The sequence below is a fragment of the Flagellimonas sp. B-3 genome (assembly GCF_056857835.1).
On record NZ_JBSXNW010000024.1, the window covers coordinates 669,554 to 692,725 of the forward strand.

The following is a 23,172-nucleotide window of genomic DNA, read 5'->3' on the forward strand; positions in this document are numbered from 1 at the left end:
TGATATATGTTTGTCGTGTACAAAAAAAGTGAGCGGCCGTTTACATATTCTTTAATTCCAAAAATAAAAAGCTATGGAAGAGCAACAGAATGTGTTGACAATACTCAAAGAAATCAAAACCATCCTTGGTCATCAGAAGAAGGTTATGAATGTGGAAGACCTTGCAGCTTATACGGGACTTTCCAAAAGCAAGATTTACAAGCTTACCTCGTTAAAGCTTATTCCTATGAGCAACAATAAGCATATCCGGCAAATATTTTTTGACAAGGATACTATTGACAAATGGCTTATGGGCGATCCAAACCTATCCGATGAATTTCTGGAAGAGAAGTTCAGTCAACAGCTTCAAAGGAACAAAAACCACTGAATTTATTGAAGCCCTTTACTCCAAAGAAAAGTATTTCGGTTTTCACGCTTGCGTGAAAAAAGGAATAGCAAGAGGGTGATGCGCAAATTGCGCCATCACGGTTGTTTTCGGGTCTTCAACAATTTGAAAATCAGTTGATTGAATAGATTTTGGAATACTGTACAAAATCAGGGCCTACAGTAGACTTTTCCGAAATCTACAGTAAACCCTTTGGGAAGCCCAATAAACACTGGAAATTTTTGACGCAAAAATTGACGCAATTTCACTAAAAAACAAAATCGCACCTATGGAAAAACAATCAAAAAATGCCAGAACAAAGAAAGTAACTGGTGGTTATTCCAATATCACCGTAAAGAAGGAAACGGCTTTGCGCTTTCGCACTTATTCCAAAAAGTTCAACAAATCACATAGTGAGGTACTTGATGGAATGATACAATACTTCAAGGAGAACCACCTTGACCCTTTTGGAGAGGGAACAAAGGTCATTCTTGATAGCATCAAAAAGTTGCAATTGGAGATGATGAAAAAATTCGATAGGCTCATCGCCATTATCAAGAACATGGAAAAGACCAGTATCCGGCCCACCTATGAAATGGTGCTCATTCTTTATGAGGCCTATGTAAAAGATGGGAGGAAACCCAGACGTGAACCAGTCCAATTGCAGGAAGAACGAAAGGACTTTTTGGAGCCAAGAAACACCGTTCCGAAAGTGGAGCATGATAGAATGCTACAAGAATTCAAAGAATATAAAAATCGCTGCAATGAAATCCTCAGCAGCGTTGAAAAGGTGGAGCCCATGATTGGGAAACCCTATCTCAAGATCAATATGGGCATCGGGGATTTTGAAAGCTTGAAACATCTATTAAGATAACGCCTATGTACCTTACCATCTCAGCACAGAAAATGGGCAGTACCTACAACTCCAGTGTGGGTAACTATGTGGACTATCTGGAAAAGGAAAACGAGGACAGATTGCCCGAACAAAGGGAGGAATTCTTTGACCAAGAGAACGACAGCGTAAGCCCTCAAACGGTCATCGATGAAATAGATGCCAATACCGCCAAACTTAGGCAGAAAGACCCTAAATTCTATTCCATAGTGGTCAGTCCCAATAAAAGGGAGCTAGAGACCATAGGCAACGACCCAAATCTGCTAAGGGAATATACAAGGAAACTCATGGAGGACTATGCCAAGAGTTTCCATCGCAACCAAGAGGTAAAGGCCGAGAACTTGAAATATTATGCCAAGATAGAGCATGAACGCACCTATCGGGGCTTTGACAAACAGGTACAGGAGAATGCACCTTACCGAGGGGAGATAGCAAGGCTAAGGAATGAGATACGAAAAGTGGAACGGGGCGAATCCATAGGGAATGTCAAGGAGCTTAAAAAAAGAATCAAAGAGCAAGAAAGATTGGCCCCACACAAACAGAACGGGCAACTAGTGGCAGCCGGAATGCAAAAAGAGGGGCCACAGACCCATATCCATATCATTGTCAGTAGAAGGGACGTGACCAACACCTATACACTTTCCCCGATGGCCAAGCACAAGGCTTCCGAAGTGGAACTAAACGGAAAGATGGTCAAAAGAGGGTTTGATCGGGACAGTTTTTACCAAGCAGCAGAAAAGACCTTTGACAGGACAACGGGGTTCAAGAGAAACTATGTGGAATCCTATGTTGGGAGAAAGGCCCATGCCAAAGAACCGGGGAAGTTCTTTGCAAAGGTGATGGGACTGCCCACCAAGGAAAAGGATATGGCCTTTAAACTTCTTAAGACAATGGGTGTAAAGGCACCCAGTATACCGACCAATAAAATACAGATGGCGGCCAAGATCATCAAGGCACTTGGAAGGGGAATCGATAAGGCTAGGGGCACGGGTGAAGATATGGGCTACTGAAATCCAAGAAGTGTCAATTAAATACTATTATTAATTAATCAAGTCATATTTAAAATGCTCATAGACCATCACCATAGCCAAAGTATCCAGTTCGCAATATTTTAATAGGGCACTGGTAATTTCATCCCGTTCTTTTTGCCCCATGTCTACGTATTGTAGTTTCGCGTAGGCAGTAAGCGCCGCTCCACCATCTGCAATACCATCCAATTCTGAGATAGTGTCATCCAAGTCCAACATACTCCACCCTTCAAAAAGAGATGGTAGCATTACATATGGATTAATAATTTCATCACCAATTTTTTCTATCCAAATTTGATTTGCCCCAAAATTAGAACTACCTACATTTATTTCACCAATGGGTTGGGAGTATTTTTGCAGTAAATAGGGGCTGGAATGAAGACTTGCTGGAAGTATTGCCTTGATACTATTGGAGCCCTTAGTTAAGGGGTTATAATAATAACCCTTGACCACTTTGTTTAAATCTATCATACTTCGCTCGCCATTCCATTGATTCACATTGTCTTTTGTAGCGGTTGAAATGGATTTTAAAAATGAAATTAATTCTTTGGCATCAGTTTCATAGCTTGATTGTAATTGCGAAATAATGGCATTTACAATGGTATTTTCGTGGGCTGCAAATCTAAAAATAGTTCCTTCATCTTTAGAGAGTGCTCTTTTCAAAGCCCGGGCAAATTCAAAATTGGGAAATTCTCCAGGTGTATTATTGATGTATTCACTTTTATGCTCAATGCTGCCATCCTCATTTAATTGGTGGTGCGAAAATTGAAAGGCGACTTGTTCATAAGGCCGTCTGCCTTTTGTGAAGGGTAAGGCAACCGTACTGGTTTCAAAATCGATAAAATGTAATGGGAACTTCCATTTTACAATTTCTTCTTTAAGTTCATCCTTCAATACAAAAATAGATTCATCGTTTTGCTGGGCTTTTTCAACTTGAATCCATTGCCTTTCTGATGCAGATAATCTTCCTGCTTCTGGTTTTACCTTGATATCTTCTTCGGTAAGGTCTTGCATTAACAATCGATTCTCTTCAACCAAATTCTTTCCTCTGAAATTCCATATCTCAAAGGCGTTAGGTTTATCAAAATCTGAAGGCTTCCACGAATGCTGTTTTTCAAAACAGTATTTAAATCCAGACTTTAAACCTTCTTTCTCCTGTTCAGGTGTTGTCTTAAATTCACAGCTTCTGCAAGCACCAAATTGTGTCGGCCAATTTAAATAGTCATTGTTTTGATAAGATGTTTTAAATAGCGTAATAGTTTCCTCAAAAGAGAGATTGTCAAAATAGGGGTATTCATTGGCTATTATTCCATTGATAATGCCATCTACATTGATTTCCGAGAGCACAGATGTACCAATTTCATCCAAAGAATCAATATTTGATGATAGATCTGTTCTTGGATTGCCATCTTTAGGAATCCGGAACAATTGGTTAAGGCCATCCACTTTAGCGGTTTTGGTTTTATCCGCCATCAAAAGATGAGCTTCAAAGGTAAATTGAGGATAAGCTTTTTGAGCTACATATTTTTGGAAAGCCAAATCGAACAGATATGATTTCCAACCACTGTTTATACCTCCTCGTTTACCTATGAATAGAAATTCATCATTAGGGTCAAATGACTTTGCCTTGACCTCTATGAGTTTAATATGGCTTTCTTTTTTTGAAAGAATGTCTGTACGTATGAAAAGACCATGATGCTCAAAGGCAGCTTCATATATTGAAACCGCATCTTTCTCTAATTGTTCTTGGGTAAGATTTGTAGCAAGGTCATATTCATAATTTTCAGTATCTATAAAAATACCTTTTGGGTAATGCAACCTAGCCAAGGCCTCTACCTGAAACCCACCATCGGCTAAGGCTTGTAAGAAGTTATCATCCAAACTTTGATTCGCATATTCCTTTTTTGAAGTGAAATACAGTTTATTTGGACATTCTAGCCCTAGTTTGAAACGGGATTTGGTTAAGGGTTTCATATAGATTTAAATTAAACTAGGTATTCATCAGGTTATTGGAATACAGAGTTTATTTTTTATTTTACTCGACCAATCTTTAAACATATAATCATATTTTTTCGTTCCTTTTGGTACTCTTGCGGCCATACTTGGGGACGTGAGATTAATAATTGATCCAATTCTATCAATTTCAATATTCCAATTTTTAATCTTAGGCCCCTTGCCCCATGTGGAATAAACCCTAACACCAGGATTTTTTTTAATTACATCTATTATATTGGCTGTGTTATGTTCTCTTTCATTTACATTGTTAATGAGTTTTGAGTCAGAATAACCTTTGCCTGTTACAAAAGAAATGTCTTCCTCCCTAACCTTTACTGATTTGATCATGTCCATACAGGCTAGTTGATGTTTTTTTAATTTAGTTAAAAAAATATCAAACTCTTCTGGGTTAAATTCTTCCTTAAAAATTTCGCTTAACAGTTTCCATGTCTGATTTCTTTTTCGACCATAAAAATAACTGACATCATCCCCCCCTTCAGGGTTAAAAGTGCCTAAAAACAAATGATTTATTTCCCATTTAGGAACAAAAAAATTCTGATTTAATAATTGATGATTAATCCTTGTCATATTTATTTCATTTATTGATTAAACTCTCCAACACTTCTTGTAATTGACTGCTCCAAAAGAATTGCTCTCCATCTTCTGGTCTATATAAACAGAAACCTATTAAAAGGTGTTTTTTGTAATATAATTTGGTTACTTTAAAATCTTTCATGGCAACTATGGTATCCCATTTCTTGGAAAACTCATTTTTGATTTGCTTAAAGTATGGAGCAGCACATAAATGATATAACGTTAATTCGGAAAAATCAGTAGTATGGATACAATAGGTGTTTCCAGTGTATTGTATGTCATTAATATTTAGGGCAGACGTTCTCAAAATTTCAAATTCCTTAGGGGAGATGATGGAATTCTTCTCTTTAACGATTCTGTTTATAATTCTTTCAACCGTTGTATTATAAATATCATCTAGAGACGGAAGAGGAACTACTTTTTTTTGAATCAGTTCTTTATAGAACGGTTGCATTTGTAAATGTAGTATATGGTTTCCGAATAAAACCCCAAGTAATTTATCTTCCTCAACTAGGGCATAGCCTCTTTGAATTTCACTTTCGTCAATTTTATACTGTGTTCCTATTAAGTTAATCAGTGACTTTTTAAGCTCTTGGTTTTCTTCTTCAATTTGTTCGATAATACCTAAAGCCTTCACTTGAGGAATATCTAGTAGATCAATTACCTCTATACTATTAATAGAGTCATATAACAATTGCCACATAGCGTTACTTTTTAAGTCTGTAAATAACATAAATGATGATTGCTGGCTAGAGGAAAATGTAAACTATCCGTTCAGGATTTGAGGTGCTAATATCATCATACGATGGTATTTTATTCATTTCTGAGTTAGCAATGGCTAGTACTAAACTTATAATTAGGTAAAAAGAGAAGATTTGCATGTTAGTAAGAATTATGGAAACAACATTTTTGTAAGGAAAAACGCTGCTTGTTAAAAAAGAATATACTACGAGATTTTTTTGATGCCAAAACATTATTTAAATAGAAGCTCAAAAAAATTAGTTGTGTTAAATTTTATGCCGATACATCGATAGTTTAATGATTTCGGGCATTCCTAGAGTAAAATGACGTGTATGAACAGGTCAAGGCCGAAAACCTGAAATACTATGCCAATATTGAATATGAACGTACCTAGAGGACATGGGCTATTGAAATCCAACAAGTAGGTTGCGCCCTATCGTGTTTTTGTTTTACGCTTATCTTCCCGAACGCTACAAAAACCCGACAGGATCCATGCGCAAAAGTTGGGGTAAGAATTTGGGACGCTTGCTGCATTTCGCTTCGCTGCATTTGCCCTTCCAGTCACACATGTGTTTTGGAAGGTAGACTCCTTAAAGTTTCTGGGGATTCATATGCTTTAAGAATAAAACCTCTTATACTATGTGAAGTTATGTTTCAATAATGGCTTATTGTGGGCAAATAAATGAACGACAAGTTTTGACGTTGTCCTACTGTATATTTACCACATGGAGTCTATATTTGAAAAATGGAGCAATTCATTAAACGAATTTCTCTACCACGAGAAAAATTCAACTAATTCAAGAGAACACGTGAGGTTTGAAGAAATTACTATACGGCAACAAAAAATAGTACAGTGTCTGCGAACAAGACCCAGAACTTTTGATGAAATAGCTGATTACTTGGATTCACAATCAATTTTATTGGACAGGGACCTTCGGCTCTCATTAAGGACGTTTCAGCGGGACATAAAGAATATTGATTCGATTTACCAAATATCTATTGAATATGACAAATCAACCTTAAAGTATAATATTGTCGATGAATCGGATGCTAGAAAGCCCACACAATACATATTGGGCCACCTTGATGTGTTAATGGCATTGAGCGCCTCGGGCACTCTTCCTGATTATATCATTCCACAAGAAAAGAATAAGGCATCCTCAAAATATCTTTCTCTTGTTTTGGAGGCAATTGAAACAAAAAAATGTCTCTCATTTGTTCATTATAAAAATTATATAGAAAAACCTCAGAGAAGGAAACTAAACCCTTACGGCATTAAGGAGCATGATCAACGCTGGTATGTTTTTGGGCACGATATGGAAAAAAAATCTTTTAGGATTTTCAGCCTGGACCGAATAAATCACATTGAATTGCTAAATGAAACTTATCCAGAAGATAAAAATGAAATTCAAGACTATTTTAAACATTCCTATGGTGTTGAACCAAGTCTTGATGAGGAACCTGTGGAAACAATAATTACGCTATCAAAATTTCAGGCCAGCTTCTTGGAAGCTGTACCTTTGCACCATAGTCAAACCATTATCAGTAAGGCCAAGGACTCAACGTCTTTTGGGTTTTTACTTGTTCCCAAACATAATTTTATCATGAAGTTGGTTTCCTATGGTGGCAGTTTAATATCTGTCGAGCCTCCTTCAGTAAAAAAAGCCATATTGAACCAAACCATTAAACTGACAAAAAACCTTACAAAAGATTATGATTGATTTGAACAAACACAAAACAGAGCTGAAACAATTGTATGTCCCAATGCTCCAAAAAGTCAAAGAATCCAATTTTACCAATGATAGCTGTGCTTTCTGTGCCCAATGGGGCGAACACTATTTTGATTTAGAGCCTAAGCAGCGTATTATGTTTGTCGGACGATCGGTAAATGGCTGGATAAACAACTCTCTGGATGCCGATGTACTTTTTGGTGAGGGAAACGATAGAATTTTCAATCGAGGGGATCAAATGCGCTGGGTACATGAGCGAGAGCATGATAAAAATAAATATAATACCAAGCGTTCAGCTTTTTGGAGAGTTGTTAAAAAAACAACAGAGGCTCATCTCCCAAAAATAAATGACGATTGGTTTTCGCATGTTGTTTGGAGCAATCTTTTCAAAGTATCACCGAATAACACTGGAATGAATCCAAATCCCAAATTGCGGAACTTACAAAGGGAGGATTGCATAAGTATATTCCGTAAGGAACTGGAAATTTTCAAACCTGAGACCGTAATCATGTTTACCGGTGGTTGGGAGGGTTTTTTTCTGAAAAACCTAATGGGCTTGGATAAACAAAGCAACCTACCCGAGCCAGATATGGTTATTCCGTGGTCCAAATATGAAACCAAACAGTACTTTGTGGATAATTTGAATATAATTGTCACCGAGCACCCTATGGGGAAAAAGGAAGAACTACATATTAATGCACTTTTAGAATTGATTGCATAGAGTACTTTAAAAAGGTGTAATATCTCTAAACTCGGTACATGGGTTATTAAATTCCAATAAACATTTTCCAGAGAAAGATTCCTTTTGATGCAGAGATATTTCTAAGCAATTACGAGTAGACAGTCTTTCTTTTTTATTACCAAAAATATCCCATTGTTTGATGCCATAAAATTCGGGACGATAGACAAGCATAATATTATCAACACAATCAAATGGCTTTTCAATGTTGATATCATCAATTTCTGGTCGCTTTTCATGATACGGTCTTATATCAACATAATTGCTTAGTACACTTGTTATAATAATGTGAACATCAAGCTCACGGGCAATGGCCTTTAGTTTTTTTAGCTCAATACTTTTCTTTTTCTCAATGGGCATTGACTTATTCTTTGAAAGCTCAATTGAACCACAAAGCTCTAGGTAGTCTATTACGACTAATCTTATTTTATGATTTTCAACCCTTTTTCTAAGGAGGTCTATCAAACTTTCAATACAGGTGTATTCCTTTCGGGTCTCTATCCAATATGGAGACTGTTCAAACAATTTAAAGGCATTATCAATTGCCTCTGAATTTACAAGTTCTTCAGAGTATGAATCTGATGACAGAAACCTAGTGTCCAAGGTCAAGCACCAAAGAAAATGGTCAATGGTTTCCTTGACAGATCTTTCAAAGCTAAAATGGGCTAAAGGATTTTTGTTTTGTATACACACCCTTAAAATTAACTGATCTATCAAACGTTTGGCAAACATTCCTGGGCGTGCAGCTAACAATGTTGTTTTTCCCTGCTCAAATGTGCTATTATCGTCTAGTGCAGGTATGCCAGACTCGATAAGCCCCCATGTCTTTAAAGTGTACATACTCGCGAGCCTTTCTTTTAATATCATGTCATTATATTTGACCCTAAAAATAGCGTTTGACAAAGACAAAACTTGGCGCTGGACCTTTCCCTTTAAAGTGTTTGGATATTTTACGAGATGTTCTTTTTAATTTTAATAATAAAGACCCCGAAGACCAATCCCGTTTTGTGCCTAGAAATTGCGTATACGACTAACTGATGTATAGAATTGTTCAATAATGAAGTAACCCGCTTTTTTAGTGAACTATGTTATTAAATCTATCAATATGTCCGTAGATCAAACCATTAAACGTTATACCAAAATTATCTCACTTCTAAGAAGAAGGCCAATGAGCTATGAGGAGATTCAAGATGAAATGTCATCGGACCCAGATGCCATTGAATATAAACTGCTCACCTCCCAACGCACTTTACAACGGGATATTCTGGCAATCGCATCCATCTATGAAATTGAGATAGCTTCCGATAAAAGTCAAAATCGATATTATATCAAAGAAGACGTAGAGGACATAGAGACCAAACGTTTGCGTGAAAGTTATGAACTTGTAAATGCAATCAAAATGTCAAAGGGGCTTGGAGACATTCTAACCTTTGAGGAAAGAGGAAGTTTGGGCACCAACCATATGGCAGGGTTAATCCACGCCATACAGAAAAAACTAATCGTAGAATTCAACTACATAAAATACTGGGATTCATCAAAAAGTACTCGGAAGGTCAAACCTATTTCTTTAAAAGAATCCAGAAACCGTTGGTATTTGATAGGCGAAGATGGGAGAGATGGAAAAATCAAAAATTTCTCCTTGGACCGCATTAGTAATTTAAGCATTACCTCTGACAAGTTTAAACCGGTTACTTATGACGTCAATAAGGAATTCAAAGATTGCTTCGGGATTATCAATGGTTCGGATGAAGAGCCGATTGAAGTCATCCTTTCATTTACCCTAGAACAGGGCAGATATATACAATCTCTACCCATCCATCACAGTCAGCAAGTTGTTGTTGAGAATAGGGATGAAATCCGCTTTGGCTATTTCATAAAACCGACCCTCGATTTTAAAATGGAGATACTTTCTTATGGAAATCAAGTGAAGGTGATTTCTCCAGAGTCACTTCAAGATCAAATTAAAAATCAGTTAATGAATGCATTTAAAAGATATTAAGCGACAGCTTTTGGCGCCATCTTAAAATACTTTTGAATCAATTAAAGACCGTTAGGAAAAAGGTCATCCAATAACTTATTGAAAGTACCGTATTTGAACTGAAAAACTTTAACAACAAAACCATACTATGAATCAACTTACGCTTAAAAATTTTTCTTTTCTCGAAAGCGGTATAATTGAGAACCCAGAGATACTTTATTTCAGCTATTTTGAAAAAATACCTAACGAAGTTGGTCATTTTGACATTGAAACATCAAATCTCTTACCGGAATTCCGTCAGGAATTTGAAAATAGAATTTTGGCCTATCATTATAAGACTGATAGAAGCAATTATTGTGTTACAGAACATGGCCATGTCTTTATTTTAAAAAATGAAATCTTGGTGCGGATTAACTATAGAGGCTTGAGCGTGCTTTTTTCAGAAGAGACACTTCAAGTGCAACTTATTGAGGAATTCTGCGTGAAATTTAGACAGAAAGAAAAGAAATCCAATTTAGCTCAGATTAACCTAATAACTTCAGGAAAAGGCAACTTTGAAAACAGAATAATTGAATTCAAAAAACCTGAAGTCGATTTATATCATCTATACAATGATGACTTTGATGCCTTCCATCGCCAAATACTATCGGTTCTTTCAGAAGAGGATACTAGCGGACTCCATCTACTACACGGAATACCCGGAACAGGTAAAAGCACTTACATTAGATATTTGTGCGGATTGCTCAAAAAGAAAGTGATTTTTCTACCAGGAGAGATTGCCAGAAACATGGACAATGTATACATGATGCGCTATCTCCTTTCGAATTCAAATTCAATATTAATCATTGAGGATGCAGAAGAGCTAATTGTTTCCCGGAATCACCAAAGAAATTCCAATCTCGCCATGATCTTAAATTTAACTGATGGCATTCTTGGTGAATCCTTGGGCATTCAAATTATCGCAACTTTTAATACTGATCTTAAAAAAATCGATCCCGCATTAAAAAGGAAAGGCCGCTTAAAAAGCAGCTATGAATTTAAAGCCCTAACTTCTCAAAAAGCTAATGCCCTATTGAAAATAGAAGGAGTGGAAGAAACCACCAATGATTCCCTCACATTGGCCGAAATCTTTAATTTTAAGGAAAACCAACAAATGGAGGAGCCACAAAGAAAAGCAATTGGTTTTTGATGAGATATAGTGGTATCATGTCATTAAAATTTGGAAAACCATATAATTTGAAAAAGCGGATTCTACCTATTTCAATATTAATTTTTAAAAACCAAAGTAGGAGCGCAATATATCATCTTCCTCAAAGTTGATAAGGAATACTAAAAAGAAGTCTTATGGATGTAACATATCGAGATTTAGAAAATTTCAAAAAGGAATGTGAGAATGTATCAGATATGATAACGCCATACTTAAACGGATTTAATGTTTTCAACGTTTTGGGTATTCAATACAGAGAAATTCGCCACAGTAATTTCATTGGATGGTTGTTAAATCCCAATGGGTCTCATGGATTTGGGAGTTCTATTTTAAAAGAGCTATTAGGACATTTAAACAAAATGGGGCTAATAATTGATTCATATCATAGTGATTTTTCACATCAAGCTTGGGCAAAGACTGAGGTAATTCGTGAATGTGAGGAAGATATTGATTTATTTTTTATCAATGAAGAGCTAGGATTCACCATCGTTATTGAAAACAAAATTTATTCAGACTTTTCCAAGCACCAATTGGACAAATACTATAAGCATGTTATAACGCACTATGGACATATCAAATCGAAAATATTTTTGACATTGACCCCTTTGGAAAACAATCGTCATAAAGACAAGGAAATTGTTTCTGGCAAGGAATACACTAATATTACATATAAGGACATTCTCAGGTTTTTAAAAAGCAATGAAGAGATTATCAACAATTCAACACCATCAATTAAAGAAAGTATCCAACAATATATATCCATGGTAGAAAAAAACCTCACCAAAACAAGTAAAGAAATTGCCAGGGCAAAGGAAATTTATAAAGAGTATGGGCATGTAATTAATTTCATAATTAACAACCAGCAAGATTTCTCCATTTACAAGGAGTTGATTGAGAGATATTTCGAAGAATCGAAAGTTTATGAATTTACTCCAAAAACTTCCCGTAGAAATGTGATTTTCCTATTACCCACTGAGGTTAAAGATTTGTTCAAGTATCCTGCGGCTAAATCCCGAGGAGGAGAACATATCTTTAGCTATGTACTTCATATTGATAAAGATCGTGTTTGGCTGAAACTAGGATTTGGAGACATTGTGGAATCTGAACAGCAGGAATCCATAAAAAAGGTAAGGACTGAATATCACACTCAAATGAAAAACTTCGACAGTTTAAAGGAAATCAAAAACGAAACCTTTGTACGATATAATGATGATCTAAAGGATGAATTTGTCCGGGAGTGCAGCGTAACACTTTTCAATTATGATGATTTATTATTAATATCTAAAGCCGAAGCAATAGAGAAGTTCAAAGGAAAAAACGGAGACGATTTAGAAACAACTGAAGACCTATACTTTATGGAATTATTCAAGTCTAAATTTGAAGAAATCAACAATATCCTTTTGAAACCATTTGCAGAGGAATGTTGTAAGAAACTGAAAAAAATAGAAGTCTAACACATATCCTATTTGAACCTACAGTGTTTAGTATTTAGAAATGGTCCATTCAATTTCACCCAAGTAAATCGTGTTTAACATTTTCATTTCTAAGGTTGCCGGTATTACATCGGGACTGCCGATATGTAAACACAAACTGTAACTCCCTAACGTTTCCTCATTCAAATTTACCCTCTTGCCATAGTCCCGTTCTGCAATCATATGTTGATATTGATCTTCGGTGATTAAAATTTCTAGTTTTCTCATTTTGAATGCAAGATTAAAAAATAAATACGACAAAATAGTTCGCGCTGTTAAAACTGTAGAAAAATGTTAAGCCAGATTAGGTGTTTATTGAAATAATCCAAAACAATAACAATATAGAATAGGAACGTCAATCTAGCGATAATAATATTAACCTATAAAGGTTGTTTTTTTGGTGTAATAAGCATAACTTCGCATCGTTATCTCATATATGAGATAACGTAATTAAGATCTCACGTTTTTCTATTCTGGTCTTCTACAAAACAAATAACATTTGACTTTTTCAAAAAAAATGTATACCTTTGTAGTATAGTATCGTATACGATACTATACTTTTAAATAATATGCCGAAAGAATCATTTGACAGAGCAGCTTCCGATATTGCTACTTTCTTTGAAAAACACCCTTTCAAGGCTTATACAACTCATGACATCCAACAGATATTTGATTCAAAAAAAGATAAATGGAGAATAGCTAATTATCGCAACTACAAACACTTCATCACTTTCTTGAACGATCGTAAAATACTATTGTTGGACGTTCAAAATCATGAGGGCCATACCTCCGAAAAACGAATTTTAAGGAAAAAAGAGGCAACACCTTTTCATGTCGGCTTGACCGTTAAAAAGGATGGATACTTAAGCTACTATTCAGCCATGCAAATCCACCAACTTACCCTTCAGTTGCCAAAAACCGTTTATGTCAGTGAAGAAAAATATGAGGATGCCTATGCATTGAAACCAAAAGATGTCGAGTTGGAGCAGGATGCAGTGGACAGGGCATTTTCCAAACCACAACGTGTGGCGAGGGAATCCTATAAATCAACTTTTGATGGCTTTCGCTATGTCTATCTTCAGCGAAAGCATACTTCTGTCAATATAGGCATAATAAAAAGAGGGGATTTAACCGTGACAGATCTTGAGCGCACTTTAATTGACATTGCCGTCCGTCCCGTATATTCTGGTGGAGCCTTTGAGGTATTGGAAGCTTATAAAAGTGCAAGGCCAAATATTGATGTGACAAAACTGAACGAATATCTTATTCAACTAGACTATATCTATCCTTACCACCAACTCATTGGATTTTACCTGGACCTAACAGGCTTTTCGAAAAAGGACCTACAAATCTTTTTGGATAAAAAAACAAACATCAATTTCTATCAGGCCTATAATCTATCCAATAAAAAGCTGAATGAAAAATGGGGTATATATCACCCTATTGGGATTGAAGCTCTTTGATTCGTTCCTGTACGAAATCAAAGTAAAAATCATACTCCTCACTTTTAGCGGTGATGGTATCCTTTACATTTAGCCAGTCTTGGGCGTGGGTATCTTTATATTTTTCTATTAAATCCAAAAACTTTAATGGCACCTTCTTCGCATCGAAGATATGTTGAAGAATTTCTTTATTTTCAGAAGAGGTACAATCAATCTGAAAATTTTGAAACAAGTTCCAAATGTCATAAAAATCCCGGGCCCTAAGCTTCATTTTGGCAGTGGGCACAATATCCCTGTACTCGGGCATTGACTGACATAGCGCCCTCAATTTCTCAAATACGATCATTTCTGGGGTATACACATAAAAAATGGCACCTTCTACATCCACCAACCTTTTAGGCTCTGTATATTCATAAGAACTGATATCGACCGTAAAAACCGTCGAATTATTTTCTTGGATAACATGAGCCTCTCTTCTGTTTTTGTCCTCGTCTTCAGGGGTGTAATTTTCGTAATCGATTACTTTGAATGCTAGCTGATACCCCTTCCATTCCTTCACCTTATTCTGCCTTGGCTTTTCGTAAAATTTTACGTCAAAAACCACCAAATCGTGTTTTTCAAATTCCTGGGTCAAAAGTCCATGCATTTTGTCATTGATTCTTTTGTATTCCTCATTGGTGAAATCTCCGGAAATTGAGAAGTCAACGTCTTTGGAAGCCCTGTCTGTTATCTTATAAGCCAACTCCAAAGCGTTTCCACCTTTAAGGACAAGACCATACATTAGTTCTTCATCACTTACTAAAGCACGAAGGGTTAACATTTTTATAGTTTCGAGAATGGAACTCATAATTTGAAAAGTAGTCTTTAGCGTGAAAATAATTAAAATATAACTCTAAACTGAATAGTCAAAAATGGATTAATCTATTTCCTTGCCTAGCTTTTTTAAGGATATAGAATCTTTTCTAGGAATACTTCAATGAAAGGAATCAATTTGTGCATATCAGGTTAATAATAAGTTTTCATTCCCGCAAAAATCAAGATATTGCTCTTGAGAAACAGAATAGACCAAAAATAAGCTCAATATTGCACTAGAATGAAAACGTTATAAGACAACGGAAAAAATTAAGTTAGCCATAGGTGACTCACATTATAAAAGAACTTCTATGGCTTTATCAACAACAGATGTATCCAATTCCTTCAAATAGGCTTGGGTTATGGCCATGTTTTGATGGCCCAATGATTCGCTGATTACATCTGTCGCAACACCTTTTTGTTTAAGGCAATTGGCAAAACTATGCCGGGCCACATAACTGGTCACAGATTTTTCGATTTCGGCCAATTCAGCGATAGCCTTTAAATCCTTATTATAGTTTTTGAGCACTTTTGTTTTGCGGTTTTCTATCTGGTTCGGGGTAAGCTCGTCATGGAGCAAAATGGGAAAGACATATTTCGTGCCCAATGAATTTTTACGATAATGATCCAGTATTTCCTGAACAGGAGGCAGGATTTTAATGGTAAAGTTCCCCTTGGTCTTAGAGCGGGTATAATATATATTGCCACCTTTGATGTCCTTCCATTTCAATTTCATCATATCGGCAAAGTTCATTCCTCGGGTGTAAAAACTAAAAACAAAATAGTTTTTGCTGTTCAAAAGCTCTGGGTTTTCAGAAAGGTCAACATTGATTATTTGTTTTACCTCCTCAAAGGTAAGGGCCCTTTTGGCGCCCCTTCCTTTCAATCTGGATACTTTGTATACGCGAAAGGGATAAAGTGATTCCTTTACGATGTTCCTTCTGATGGCATGGTTGTACAACGCCCTTATGGAGCGCATCCTTACGCCAATACCGCCATCCGTACCGCCACGTGAACGCAGATAGGCCTCATATTTTTCAAGAAAGGCTGGGGTAATGTCCGTAAAGGAAAGGTCTTTGTCAAACTTTAAATATCTCTGGACGGATTTACTGGTATCGTTGTGGAAACGGGCATTCCCCATTCTACCTGCGAGTTTCAACTCCTCCACTATTTCATCCCAAAAGTCAAAAACGTTTCTTCTGACCGGATTGAATGCCAGCCTAAAATTATGTTCAAATTCCCTCAAAGAGAAATCGTCTTTCTCCATTTCCAACTCTGCGATAACTTTTAAAGCCCTGTCCCGAAACTTCAACAATAACCGATTGTCCTGAATAAAATTACTATGGTTTTTATTGAAGGAGCCAGTTCGTTCGTCCCACTCCTTTGGAAATGCATTGTAGATGGTCTTGAAGTATTTGGATCGCCTACCTTTGGTCACACGAAGGCATACCGGATAAGTTCCATCGGAAAGCTGTTTTTTTCTTAAAACCGTTCGTACATTGATCATTTTCAGCGGTATTTTGGGTACAACATAGGTACAACAAATGGTCATTTAAAGGTAGTATTGATGCATCTAAATGAAAAGAAAAATTTCATAAAATATTGATAATCAACACATAAGAAACCAAATGAAAATTTATGACAACTAAAAAAAGCTGCTCATAATCAGGGGGTCCCTGGTTCGAGCCCAGGTGGGACCACTTTTAAAATCCGTAATACATTGATAAAAAAATGTTTACGGATTTTTTCTTTCTATATGATAATTTTCACAAACGTTTTCAACAGCAAGTCAAAGTAGAATAAAGAACATATTTAATGTTGTTACCTATTCGTTTAATTGAACCATTCCTGTTTTAAGCAATTCGAGCGCCCATTCAGAAAAGGCTTCATTTTTAATCCCAAATCTTTATTGTTACAAAATGTTACAATAAAGAAAAATACCATATCTTAGTGATATCATCCACAGTGATAATTTGATTTTTCCAGGGGTAACCGTAACCTATGCAAGGTTTCCAATCTTTTGAAAACAACACACTGACAGTAGCGCATAAAAAACAACTAAACAGAATTAGAATGAAAAAAATGTTAAAAAAACTAAGTAAGTTCCGCATTAAATTGATGCTTGTGGTCTTGACCTTGCCCTTGGCGGCCATTGGTCAAGAAGTTGGTTCAATGGAGCGACTGGTCTCTCCTGAAATTGCCGATGACAACACGGTAACTGTTAGAATTAAGGCACCAAAAGCAGAAAAGGTAGTCTTATCCGGCAATTGGATGCCAATGGTACCCAGTGAGGGAATGGGAATGACTCGAAAAACCGTAGCGCTGAGCAAAGATGAAAATGGTGTTTGGTCCACCACGGTTGGTCCATTGGAACCAGAGCTTTACGGGTACAGTTTTGTCATAGACGGAGTTAACACCTTGGACACCGCCAATTTATTGGTTGCTCGCGACGGAGCATTTAGAACAGAAAGTGTGCTGTACATTCCTGGCGAAGCTTCCGAACTCTATTGGGCCAAAACAGGACCAAAAGGGACCGTTCACAAAATTTGGTACGAGTCCCCGACCTTGGACTTAACCCGTAGAATGTATGTATACACCCCACCGGGGTATGCCGATAGCAATGAAAACTATCCTGTGCTGTACCTATTGCACGGTGGAGGTGGAGACGAAGAGGCATGGCCAACCCTTGGGGTTGCAAACCATATCTTGGACAATCTTATTAATTCAGGAAAAGCCAAACCCATGATCGTGGTGATGACCAATGGTAACCCAGGTCAAGCCGCCGCTTTAACGGTAAGCCCCAAACTGGAACCTTCAACACAACCCGCAGGGGGCATGGCAAATATGTTGTTCGAAAAGAGTTTGGTCAATGACGTGATTCCTTACATTGAATCGCACTTTCGAGTGAAAGCCAACAAAGAGAATCGTGCTTTGACCGGCTTGAGCATGGGCGGCCTGCAGACCATGAACACCTCTTTTGAAAACCCCGAGCTGTTCGATTATATTGGTGTTATGAGCATGGGATTTGCCGACCTCAGTCGTTTTGGAATTGAGGTGGACCATTCTAAAAGAGGTGAGCAAATAGAAGCTTTAAAAGCTGCCGACCCTGAACTTTATTGGATTGCTTGCGGAACGGACGATTTCTTGTACCAAAGTGTAGTTGATATGCGAAATGAGCTGGACAAACACGATTTTGACTACACCTATCGAGAAAGCACCGGCGGACATACATGGTCCAATTGGAGAATCTATCTATCGGAATTCGCACCGATGTTGTTTAAATAATAGGGTAAAAGGTATCTTGTATTCCCACTAAATCAAAATATAGACCTTTTTACTTTTTAAACCCTTTCAAGTCTTGGATTTGGAAGGGTTTTTTAATGAATTGAACATTTATCAAGAAAAAGCACCATTTTTCCGACATCAATTGAATCCCCAGAATTCACTAATTTGCTACAAAGGATAATTCTATGCTCACTGCCGAACAAAAACTCAAGGAGCGCATCAAGGAACTTACCTGTCTGTACGAGGTAACTTCACTGATTGTCAATTGTGATTACGACGATATGGAAACCGCATTGCTTGGCATTGTGCAATGTTTGGAGCGCGCTTGGCAATTCGACAAGGAAACTTATGTGGTCCTGTCCACCCCCGATTATTCTATAAAAACAGAGGAAAAGGGCGATGCCTATGTTTTTTTGGAATCCGTTATTACCGTGTTCAATAAGCCCAAGGGTGAGATTAAGGTTGGGTATCCGTTCCCCAAATACCAGCTAAAGGATTTTTTAGAAGAAGAACAGCAACTGTTGGACAATGTCTGCCTAAAAGTGGGCAATTTGTTGGAACGTAAGGAAATCAAAGAAAAGGAAGAACATATCCGCAGACAGGTGGAGCAATCCGACAGGCTCCGAATCTTGGGAGAAATCACAGCAGGTATTGCTCACGAGCTCAATACACCACTGGCTAACATTTTAGGTTTTACCGAACTCTTAAAAGAGCGGATAAGTAATGATGAACAAGCGCTCAAAGATTTGGACAAAATTATTACCAACACCATATTTTCACGGGAAGTAGTAAAAAAACTGATGTTCTTTGCCTGCGAAATGCCAGAGACCCGGGAGGTCATCAATGTGGTCGAGGTGATGGAGGAGGCCATCAATATGCTGCGGACCACCTTGCGGCAGAATGATGTCTCTTGCGAATTTGAGCATTCCGAAGACACCATCGAACTTCGTATTGATAAAATCCAGTTGACCCAAGTGGTCTTTAACCTTATTGTAAACGCCATCTATTTTGCACCGCCCAAAAGCACTATTTCCGTTTCTCTTGGAATCGAAAAGGAAAACATCATCCTAAAAATTGCCGATCAAGGCCCTGGCATTCCCGAAGAATCCATAGCGCATATTTTCGACCCGTTCTTTACCACCAAACCTGTTGGGGAAGGCTCCGGTTTGGGACTTAGTGTGGTGCACGGTATTGTACAGAGCCATCAAGGAAGCATCGCGGTTAGGCCAAATACTCCAACAGGCACTATCTTTACATTGAAATTCCCAAAAAAGTAAACGCCTTGTTGAAAAAGGAGAACATATTGCTGGTCGATGACGACATCGATATTCTTGAACTGTTGCAACGGCATTTAAAGTCGATGGACTACCATACCTACAAGGCGGTTTCGGTCAAGGAGGCGCTCTATATTTTGAAGGATACAGAGATTGACCTATTGGTGACGGACATCAATATGCCGGAGATAGATGGCTTGGAATTGGTAAAGTATGCTGCCGAACATTACCCAGATATGCCCAAATTGGTGGTAACGGGCTTTCCTTCGGTGGAAGATGCATCAAAAGTTATTCAGCATGGTGTAACGGACTACCTTACCAAACCCTTTACCAAAGTAGAGCTGGAAGATGCCGTAAAAAAAGCCTTTGCCAGCAAAGATGCCAAGGAGGCCGTTAAAACATCATCCAAAGAAAATATTGCCAAGGGCTATGCGGACATGATAGGAACCTCCGAAGCGTTCCAAAAGGTCACGGAAATTATAGACCGGGTAAAGGATAACCGAGCCACAGTTTTGGTTCGCGGGGAAAGCGGAACTGGAAAGGAACTTGTGGCAAGGGCTGTCCATTATTCGGGCAAGTTTGCCAGGGCGCCCTTTATCGCGGTAAACTGTGGTGCCATTCCAGAAAACCTTTTGGAAGCAGAACTTTTCGGTTACACCAAAGGTGCGTTTACGGGTGCCAACGAAAATCGTAATGGTTTTTTTCAGGCAGCGCACAAGGGAACTATTTTTTTGGATGAAATAGGAAACGCCACCCTGCCCGTTCAAAATAGATTGCTGCGGGTGCTTCAGGAGAAAGAAGTGACCAAAATAGGCTCGCAAAAGGCCGAAAAATTGGACGTAAGGGTTATTGCGGCGACCAATAGTGATTTGGAAGAACTTATTCAAAAAAAAACATTCAGGGAAGACCTTTATTACCGCCTTTCCGTGGTTACGATTGATGTGCCACCTCTAAGGGAACGTTCCTCCGACATTCCTTTGTTGGTCGACAAGTTTATGCAGAAGTATGGCATTGAGTACAAAGATCGCTTTGTCCGTATTGCTAATGATGCCCTTGACGTATTGGAACGCTATTCTTGGCCTGGCAATATCCGAGAACTGGAAAACGTGGTGCAGCGCGCCGTAATTATGTGCGATGGTAAAATTACTTTGGAACACTTGCCCAATGAATTAAAGTATAAAATTGACTTCCCCCAAAAAGGCTTTAAAACGCTTCAAGAAAAGGAAAAAGAGTATATCCAAGAAGTACTCCTGTCCACCCAAGGAAACAAAACCAAAGCAGCTGAAATTTTAGGCATCAACCGGAAAACACTTCGCGAAAAACTGAAATAACTACCGGGGCATTTTACCCCGATCGGGTAAAAAATACCCACCGTTGTTTTTCTTTCATAGAATCAAATAAAAGTTAAGCATCTTATAATCATATATTTATGATTTATGATATGCCCGTATTACTGTAAATGGCACAAGGTTTGCGCTTATATGGGCAAAATGCTGGGATGCTGTTGAGGTGCCCCGTCCGTTAAGAACTGGAAATGAAATACGGAAGCCTAATCATGGAGAAAAAGGATTATGTAACGCTTAAACGAATACTGAACTTTCATAGGTATTATGAGGACTATGCCCACAAAGATGCCTTGGAACAGTTGAGCGACAGAATTGACAAGGCTTTGGTGGAGGATGAGTTGGATATTCCAGATGATGTGGTTCGGTTAAACTCAAAAGTTACCGTCGAATTTGTAAATGGGGCACGTCAAATGTTTCAATTGGTTCCATCGACACGGGGTAATCTTAAAAACAATATGATATCCGTTGTGAGCGCCATGGGAGCAAGTTTGGTCGGGCTTGCAGTTGATGATACTGTTCAAATCGGCACTCCTTCGGATTCGAGATCCTTTAGGATAGTGGACGTGGAGCAATCACACCAATTATCGTCCAGTTTTGATTTTTAAAAATACAATGCGAAAATAATTTGTAAACCTTAAATATATATAGTTATGAGAATAATAGTTTTAGCAATTCTGTTCGTGGTAGCAACCACAAATATCAACGCACAAAATGTAAATCCCCAAGAAGTAAAAGTTGGCGATATATTGGAAATTGGCCGTCCCGATGCACCCCAGTACAAGCACATTGATTTCCCCCGTGCCAACTTCATTATTAAAAAAGGAGGCATTGCCAATTATAAAAGAGTTGAGGGAAACAAAGTGGTGGTAACCGCCATAAAGGAAAAAAAGAATGGCACCGTGGAGGTGAGAATAAAAAAGACCGACGGTAAAAGATTCTTTAACAGCCACCCTGTGGTTAAGGCTGATTTGAAAAATGCACTTGAGTCGGGAGAATTAAGTGCACTGTAGTTGATTGATGATTTCCGCTCAGCCCAAAGCATTTAGGTTTGCTCAATTAGATGGTTAGCTAATGGCTGGGCGGATTTATTCAAAATAAATCCAAGTTCGATTCGATAGAAACAAAAAAACAAAGAATGCCAAAAAAAATGTCCATAAAACAGCGAATAAATGCAGGTTTCATACTTGCTGCGGCATTTTTACTGGTGCTTGCTTCCAACCGATTGAACCAACGTAATTTTTCTACCGTAGAACAAAGTGTAAACTCAGTTTTTGAAGATCGTTTGGTGGTTCAGGAATACATTTATAGGCTCAATAACCTATTTCATAAGAAAGAACTGGCCTTGGCCAAAAATGAGTTAAACACGAACACGCTTGCGGAATCTTCCGATATTGAAAAAATACTTTCAGATTTTGCAGAAACAGAATTAACGGTCAAGGAATCGAGGTATTTATCGGATTTGAGGAGCAGCTATTCCGAGCTTCAAGAGATGGAGAAAAACCTATCGGTCAAGAATGCATCCGGAAGCGCAGAAATGAAGCGTGATATCTCATCAAAGCTGACCAGAATTAACAATGACCTTGATGAACTTTCCGAGGTCCAACTTTCAGAAGGAAGACAATTGACCCAACGATCCCAGAGGTCTCTTGGCATGAACCAATTATTGTCACGTTTGGAAATAGTGTTCTTGGTCATTATCGGAATACTTTTTCTTCTTATTGTATTCCATCGTGAAAAGCCTAGCATGAAACTGGTGGAAAAGGATTCTTAGGGTTTTCCAAGCTTCAAATAACCCCCAAAATGGATTGGGCATTCCCATTAAAAACAAAGTTTTCACCCTTTTCCTTTCCTAGCAACAATCTGGCTATGGGAGCATTGGCCGAAATACAGTAAACAACACCATCAGTATACTTAAAAGCACCTGCGGAGATGGCTATAAAATAATCGGCCACACTCGTTTTTACCAGAGAACCCAAACGTATTTTATCTGGGGGTGTATCAATATTGATTTTATTCAAGATGCTTCGGGTTGCATCGAGTTCCAACAATTGCTGACCTAGTTTTTCCTGTTCCAACTGCATCATGGCCCTTCCTGTTTCGTGCTTGTCCCCAGCAGAACTTTTGGTTTCGGAACCCAAAGATTCTTGGAGTTCATCGCCCTGTTTTTTGAGACGGGCGGTTCGCTCGTCCAAATGGCTCCAGCAGAAGTCTAAAAGTGCTTTTTTCATAGTTT

23 protein-coding genes are annotated in these 23,172 nt (G+C 37.9%); 15 read left to right on the forward strand and 8 right to left on the reverse strand.

Annotation, left to right across the window (positions count from 1 at the left end):
• Positions 1-73: 73 nt before the first annotated feature.
• From AC13CS_RS15545 to mobB, 3 genes are all read left to right on the forward strand, one after another.
• A complete protein-coding gene (locus AC13CS_RS15545; RefSeq protein WP_293166176.1) occupies positions 74-367 on the forward strand; it encodes a helix-turn-helix domain-containing protein in 294 nt (97 codons plus the stop codon).
• 286 nt (positions 368-653) lie between these two features.
• Positions 654-1,238 carry a BfmA/BtgA family mobilization protein gene (locus tag AC13CS_RS15550; protein WP_293166173.1) on the forward strand — a complete coding sequence of 195 codons (585 nt, stop codon included), beginning with the start codon at positions 654-656 and terminating at the stop codon, positions 1,236-1,238.
• 5 nt (positions 1,239-1,243) lie between these two features.
• Positions 1,244-2,266 (forward strand): MobB family relaxase, encoded by a 1,023-nt coding sequence (gene mobB / locus AC13CS_RS15555; protein ID WP_293166171.1) that lies wholly within the window; start codon positions 1,244-1,246, stop codon positions 2,264-2,266.
• 30 nt (positions 2,267-2,296) lie between these two features.
• Here mobB and AC13CS_RS15560 read toward each other — a convergent pair whose 3' ends face one another.
• Genes AC13CS_RS15560 through AC13CS_RS15570 form a run of 3 tightly spaced genes read right to left on the reverse strand, consistent with a single transcriptional unit; the run spans position 2,297 to position 5,606 of the window.
• On the reverse strand, positions 2,297-4,258 hold the full coding sequence (locus tag AC13CS_RS15560; protein WP_293166169.1) for a DUF2779 domain-containing protein: 1,962 nt from the start codon (positions 4,256-4,258) through the stop codon (positions 2,297-2,299).
• 27 nt (positions 4,259-4,285) lie between these two features.
• The gene (locus AC13CS_RS15565) at positions 4,286-4,867 is read right to left on the reverse strand and encodes a uracil-DNA glycosylase family protein (RefSeq protein WP_293166167.1); all 582 of its coding nucleotides are present in this window, start codon (positions 4,865-4,867) and stop codon (positions 4,286-4,288) included.
• A 7-nt stretch (positions 4,868-4,874) separates the two neighbouring features.
• Entirely contained in the window at positions 4,875-5,606 is a 732-nt protein-coding gene (locus AC13CS_RS15570) for a hypothetical protein (protein ID WP_293166165.1), read from the reverse strand.
• 733 nt (positions 5,607-6,339) lie between these two features.
• Here AC13CS_RS15570 and AC13CS_RS15575 point away from each other — a divergent pair.
• Both AC13CS_RS15575 and AC13CS_RS15580 read left to right on the forward strand, forming a co-directional pair.
• The gene (locus AC13CS_RS15575; protein ID WP_293166163.1) at positions 6,340-7,335 is read left to right on the forward strand and encodes a WYL domain-containing protein; all 996 of its coding nucleotides are present in this window, start codon (positions 6,340-6,342) and stop codon (positions 7,333-7,335) included.
• Complete coding sequence (locus tag AC13CS_RS15580) at positions 7,328-8,065, forward strand: hypothetical protein (protein WP_293166161.1); 738 nt, start codon at positions 7,328-7,330, stop codon at positions 8,063-8,065. The genes AC13CS_RS15575 and AC13CS_RS15580 overlap by 8 nt, the downstream gene beginning before the upstream one ends.
• Before the next feature lie 6 nt (positions 8,066-8,071).
• On the opposite strand, the gene AC13CS_RS15585 is transcribed toward AC13CS_RS15580, so the two are convergent.
• On the reverse strand, positions 8,072-8,923 hold the full coding sequence (locus AC13CS_RS15585) for a DnaB-like helicase C-terminal domain-containing protein (protein WP_482888858.1): 852 nt from the start codon (positions 8,921-8,923) through the stop codon (positions 8,072-8,074).
• Between the two features lie 265 nt (positions 8,924-9,188).
• On the opposite strand from AC13CS_RS15585, the gene AC13CS_RS15590 reads away from it, so the two are divergent.
• The 3 genes from AC13CS_RS15590 (at position 9,189) to AC13CS_RS15600 (ending at position 12,722) form a co-directional block, all read left to right on the forward strand.
• Positions 9,189-10,082: a WYL domain-containing protein gene (locus AC13CS_RS15590; RefSeq protein ID WP_293166157.1), complete on the forward strand. Its 894-nt coding sequence runs from the start codon at positions 9,189-9,191 to the stop codon at positions 10,080-10,082.
• A gap of 127 nt (positions 10,083-10,209) precedes the next feature.
• Entirely contained in the window at positions 10,210-11,250 is a 1,041-nt protein-coding gene (locus AC13CS_RS15595; RefSeq protein ID WP_293166155.1) for an AAA family ATPase, read from the forward strand.
• A gap of 155 nt (positions 11,251-11,405) precedes the next feature.
• The gene (locus tag AC13CS_RS15600; RefSeq protein WP_293166153.1) at positions 11,406-12,722 is read left to right on the forward strand and encodes a PDDEXK-like family protein; all 1,317 of its coding nucleotides are present in this window, start codon (positions 11,406-11,408) and stop codon (positions 12,720-12,722) included.
• Positions 12,723-12,749: 27 nt separating this feature from the next.
• Here AC13CS_RS15600 and AC13CS_RS15605 read toward each other — a convergent pair whose 3' ends face one another.
• Positions 12,750-12,968: a hypothetical protein gene (locus AC13CS_RS15605; RefSeq protein WP_293166151.1), complete on the reverse strand. Its 219-nt coding sequence runs from the start codon at positions 12,966-12,968 to the stop codon at positions 12,750-12,752.
• Positions 12,969-13,309: 341 nt separating this feature from the next.
• Between AC13CS_RS15605 and AC13CS_RS15610 the strand changes: the two genes are divergently transcribed.
• Positions 13,310-14,203, forward strand: a complete 894-nt coding sequence (locus tag AC13CS_RS15610; RefSeq protein WP_293166149.1) for a hypothetical protein — start codon at positions 13,310-13,312, stop codon at positions 14,201-14,203.
• Here AC13CS_RS15610 and AC13CS_RS15615 read toward each other — a convergent pair.
• Together AC13CS_RS15615 and AC13CS_RS15620 are read right to left on the reverse strand one after the other, a co-directional pair.
• The gene (locus tag AC13CS_RS15615) at positions 14,181-15,029 is read right to left on the reverse strand and encodes a nucleotidyl transferase AbiEii/AbiGii toxin family protein (RefSeq protein ID WP_293166147.1); all 849 of its coding nucleotides are present in this window, start codon (positions 15,027-15,029) and stop codon (positions 14,181-14,183) included. The two genes, AC13CS_RS15610 and AC13CS_RS15615, sit on opposite strands and share 23 nt — an antisense overlap.
• Positions 15,030-15,329: 300 nt before the next feature.
• Positions 15,330-16,541, reverse strand: a complete 1,212-nt coding sequence (locus tag AC13CS_RS15620; RefSeq protein WP_293166145.1) for a site-specific integrase — start codon at positions 16,539-16,541, stop codon at positions 15,330-15,332.
• A 566-nt stretch (positions 16,542-17,107) separates the two neighbouring features.
• On the opposite strand from AC13CS_RS15620, the gene AC13CS_RS15625 reads away from it, so the two are divergent.
• The 6 genes from AC13CS_RS15625 to AC13CS_RS15650 all read left to right on the forward strand — a co-directional run bounded on the left by AC13CS_RS15625 (position 17,108) and on the right by AC13CS_RS15650 (position 22,710).
• Complete coding sequence (locus AC13CS_RS15625; RefSeq protein ID WP_293166143.1) at positions 17,108-18,319, forward strand: esterase; 1,212 nt, start codon at positions 17,108-17,110, stop codon at positions 18,317-18,319.
• 185 nt (positions 18,320-18,504) lie between these two features.
• On the forward strand, positions 18,505-19,596 hold the full coding sequence (locus AC13CS_RS15630) for a sensor histidine kinase (protein WP_293166141.1): 1,092 nt from the start codon (positions 18,505-18,507) through the stop codon (positions 19,594-19,596).
• Positions 19,597-19,601: 5 nt separating this feature from the next.
• Positions 19,602-20,924 (forward strand): sigma-54-dependent transcriptional regulator, encoded by a 1,323-nt coding sequence (locus tag AC13CS_RS15635; protein WP_293166139.1) that lies wholly within the window; start codon positions 19,602-19,604, stop codon positions 20,922-20,924.
• Between the two features lie 203 nt (positions 20,925-21,127).
• Complete coding sequence (locus AC13CS_RS15640; protein WP_293166138.1) at positions 21,128-21,544, forward strand: GreA/GreB family elongation factor; 417 nt, start codon at positions 21,128-21,130, stop codon at positions 21,542-21,544.
• 45 nt (positions 21,545-21,589) lie between these two features.
• A complete protein-coding gene (locus AC13CS_RS15645; protein ID WP_293166136.1) occupies positions 21,590-21,949 on the forward strand; it encodes a hypothetical protein in 360 nt (119 codons plus the stop codon).
• Between the two features lie 125 nt (positions 21,950-22,074).
• On the forward strand, positions 22,075-22,710 hold the full coding sequence (locus AC13CS_RS15650; protein ID WP_293166134.1) for an MCP four helix bundle domain-containing protein: 636 nt from the start codon (positions 22,075-22,077) through the stop codon (positions 22,708-22,710).
• Positions 22,711-22,723: 13 nt separating this feature from the next.
• Here AC13CS_RS15650 and AC13CS_RS15655 read toward each other — a convergent pair whose 3' ends face one another.
• Positions 22,724-23,167: a 3-oxoacyl-ACP synthase gene (locus AC13CS_RS15655; RefSeq protein ID WP_293166132.1), complete on the reverse strand. Its 444-nt coding sequence runs from the start codon at positions 23,165-23,167 to the stop codon at positions 22,724-22,726.
• Positions 23,168-23,172: the final 5 nt, after the last annotated feature.

What these genes read in the sequence shown, in the direction of transcription:
- AC13CS_RS15545 (WP_293166176.1), top strand. Translation starts at nt 74, where the DNA reads ATGGAAGAGCAACAGAATGTGTTGACAATACTCAAAGAAATCAAAACC.
- AC13CS_RS15550 (WP_293166173.1), top strand. Translation starts at nt 654, where the DNA reads ATGGAAAAACAATCAAAAAATGCCAGAACAAAGAAAGTAACTGGTGGT.
- mobB (WP_293166171.1), top strand. Translation starts at nt 1,244, where the DNA reads ATGTACCTTACCATCTCAGCACAGAAAATGGGCAGTACCTACAACTCC.
- AC13CS_RS15560 (WP_293166169.1), bottom strand. Translation starts at nt 4,258, where the DNA reads ATGAAACCCTTAACCAAATCCCGTTTCAAACTAGGGCTAGAATGTCCA.
- AC13CS_RS15565 (WP_293166167.1), bottom strand. Translation starts at nt 4,867, where the DNA reads ATGACAAGGATTAATCATCAATTATTAAATCAGAATTTTTTTGTTCCT.
- AC13CS_RS15570 (WP_293166165.1), bottom strand. Translation starts at nt 5,606, where the DNA reads ATGTTATTTACAGACTTAAAAAGTAACGCTATGTGGCAATTGTTATAT.
- AC13CS_RS15575 (WP_293166163.1), top strand. Translation starts at nt 6,340, where the DNA reads ATGGAGTCTATATTTGAAAAATGGAGCAATTCATTAAACGAATTTCTC.
- AC13CS_RS15580 (WP_293166161.1), top strand. Translation starts at nt 7,328, where the DNA reads ATGATTGATTTGAACAAACACAAAACAGAGCTGAAACAATTGTATGTC.
- AC13CS_RS15585 (WP_482888858.1), bottom strand. Translation starts at nt 8,923, where the DNA reads ATGTACACTTTAAAGACATGGGGGCTTATCGAGTCTGGCATACCTGCA.
- AC13CS_RS15590 (WP_293166157.1), top strand. Translation starts at nt 9,189, where the DNA reads ATGTCCGTAGATCAAACCATTAAACGTTATACCAAAATTATCTCACTT.
- AC13CS_RS15595 (WP_293166155.1), top strand. Translation starts at nt 10,210, where the DNA reads ATGAATCAACTTACGCTTAAAAATTTTTCTTTTCTCGAAAGCGGTATA.
- AC13CS_RS15600 (WP_293166153.1), top strand. Translation starts at nt 11,406, where the DNA reads ATGGATGTAACATATCGAGATTTAGAAAATTTCAAAAAGGAATGTGAG.
- AC13CS_RS15605 (WP_293166151.1), bottom strand. Translation starts at nt 12,968, where the DNA reads ATGAGAAAACTAGAAATTTTAATCACCGAAGATCAATATCAACATATG.
- AC13CS_RS15610 (WP_293166149.1), top strand. Translation starts at nt 13,310, where the DNA reads ATGCCGAAAGAATCATTTGACAGAGCAGCTTCCGATATTGCTACTTTC.
- AC13CS_RS15615 (WP_293166147.1), bottom strand. Translation starts at nt 15,029, where the DNA reads ATGAGTTCCATTCTCGAAACTATAAAAATGTTAACCCTTCGTGCTTTA.
- AC13CS_RS15620 (WP_293166145.1), bottom strand. Translation starts at nt 16,541, where the DNA reads ATGATCAATGTACGAACGGTTTTAAGAAAAAAACAGCTTTCCGATGGA.
- AC13CS_RS15625 (WP_293166143.1), top strand. Translation starts at nt 17,108, where the DNA reads ATGAAAAAAATGTTAAAAAAACTAAGTAAGTTCCGCATTAAATTGATG.
- AC13CS_RS15630 (WP_293166141.1), top strand. Translation starts at nt 18,505, where the DNA reads ATGCTCACTGCCGAACAAAAACTCAAGGAGCGCATCAAGGAACTTACC.
- AC13CS_RS15640 (WP_293166138.1), top strand. Translation starts at nt 21,128, where the DNA reads ATGAAATACGGAAGCCTAATCATGGAGAAAAAGGATTATGTAACGCTT.
- AC13CS_RS15645 (WP_293166136.1), top strand. Translation starts at nt 21,590, where the DNA reads ATGAGAATAATAGTTTTAGCAATTCTGTTCGTGGTAGCAACCACAAAT.
- AC13CS_RS15650 (WP_293166134.1), top strand. Translation starts at nt 22,075, where the DNA reads ATGCCAAAAAAAATGTCCATAAAACAGCGAATAAATGCAGGTTTCATA.
- AC13CS_RS15655 (WP_293166132.1), bottom strand. Translation starts at nt 23,167, where the DNA reads ATGAAAAAAGCACTTTTAGACTTCTGCTGGAGCCATTTGGACGAGCGA.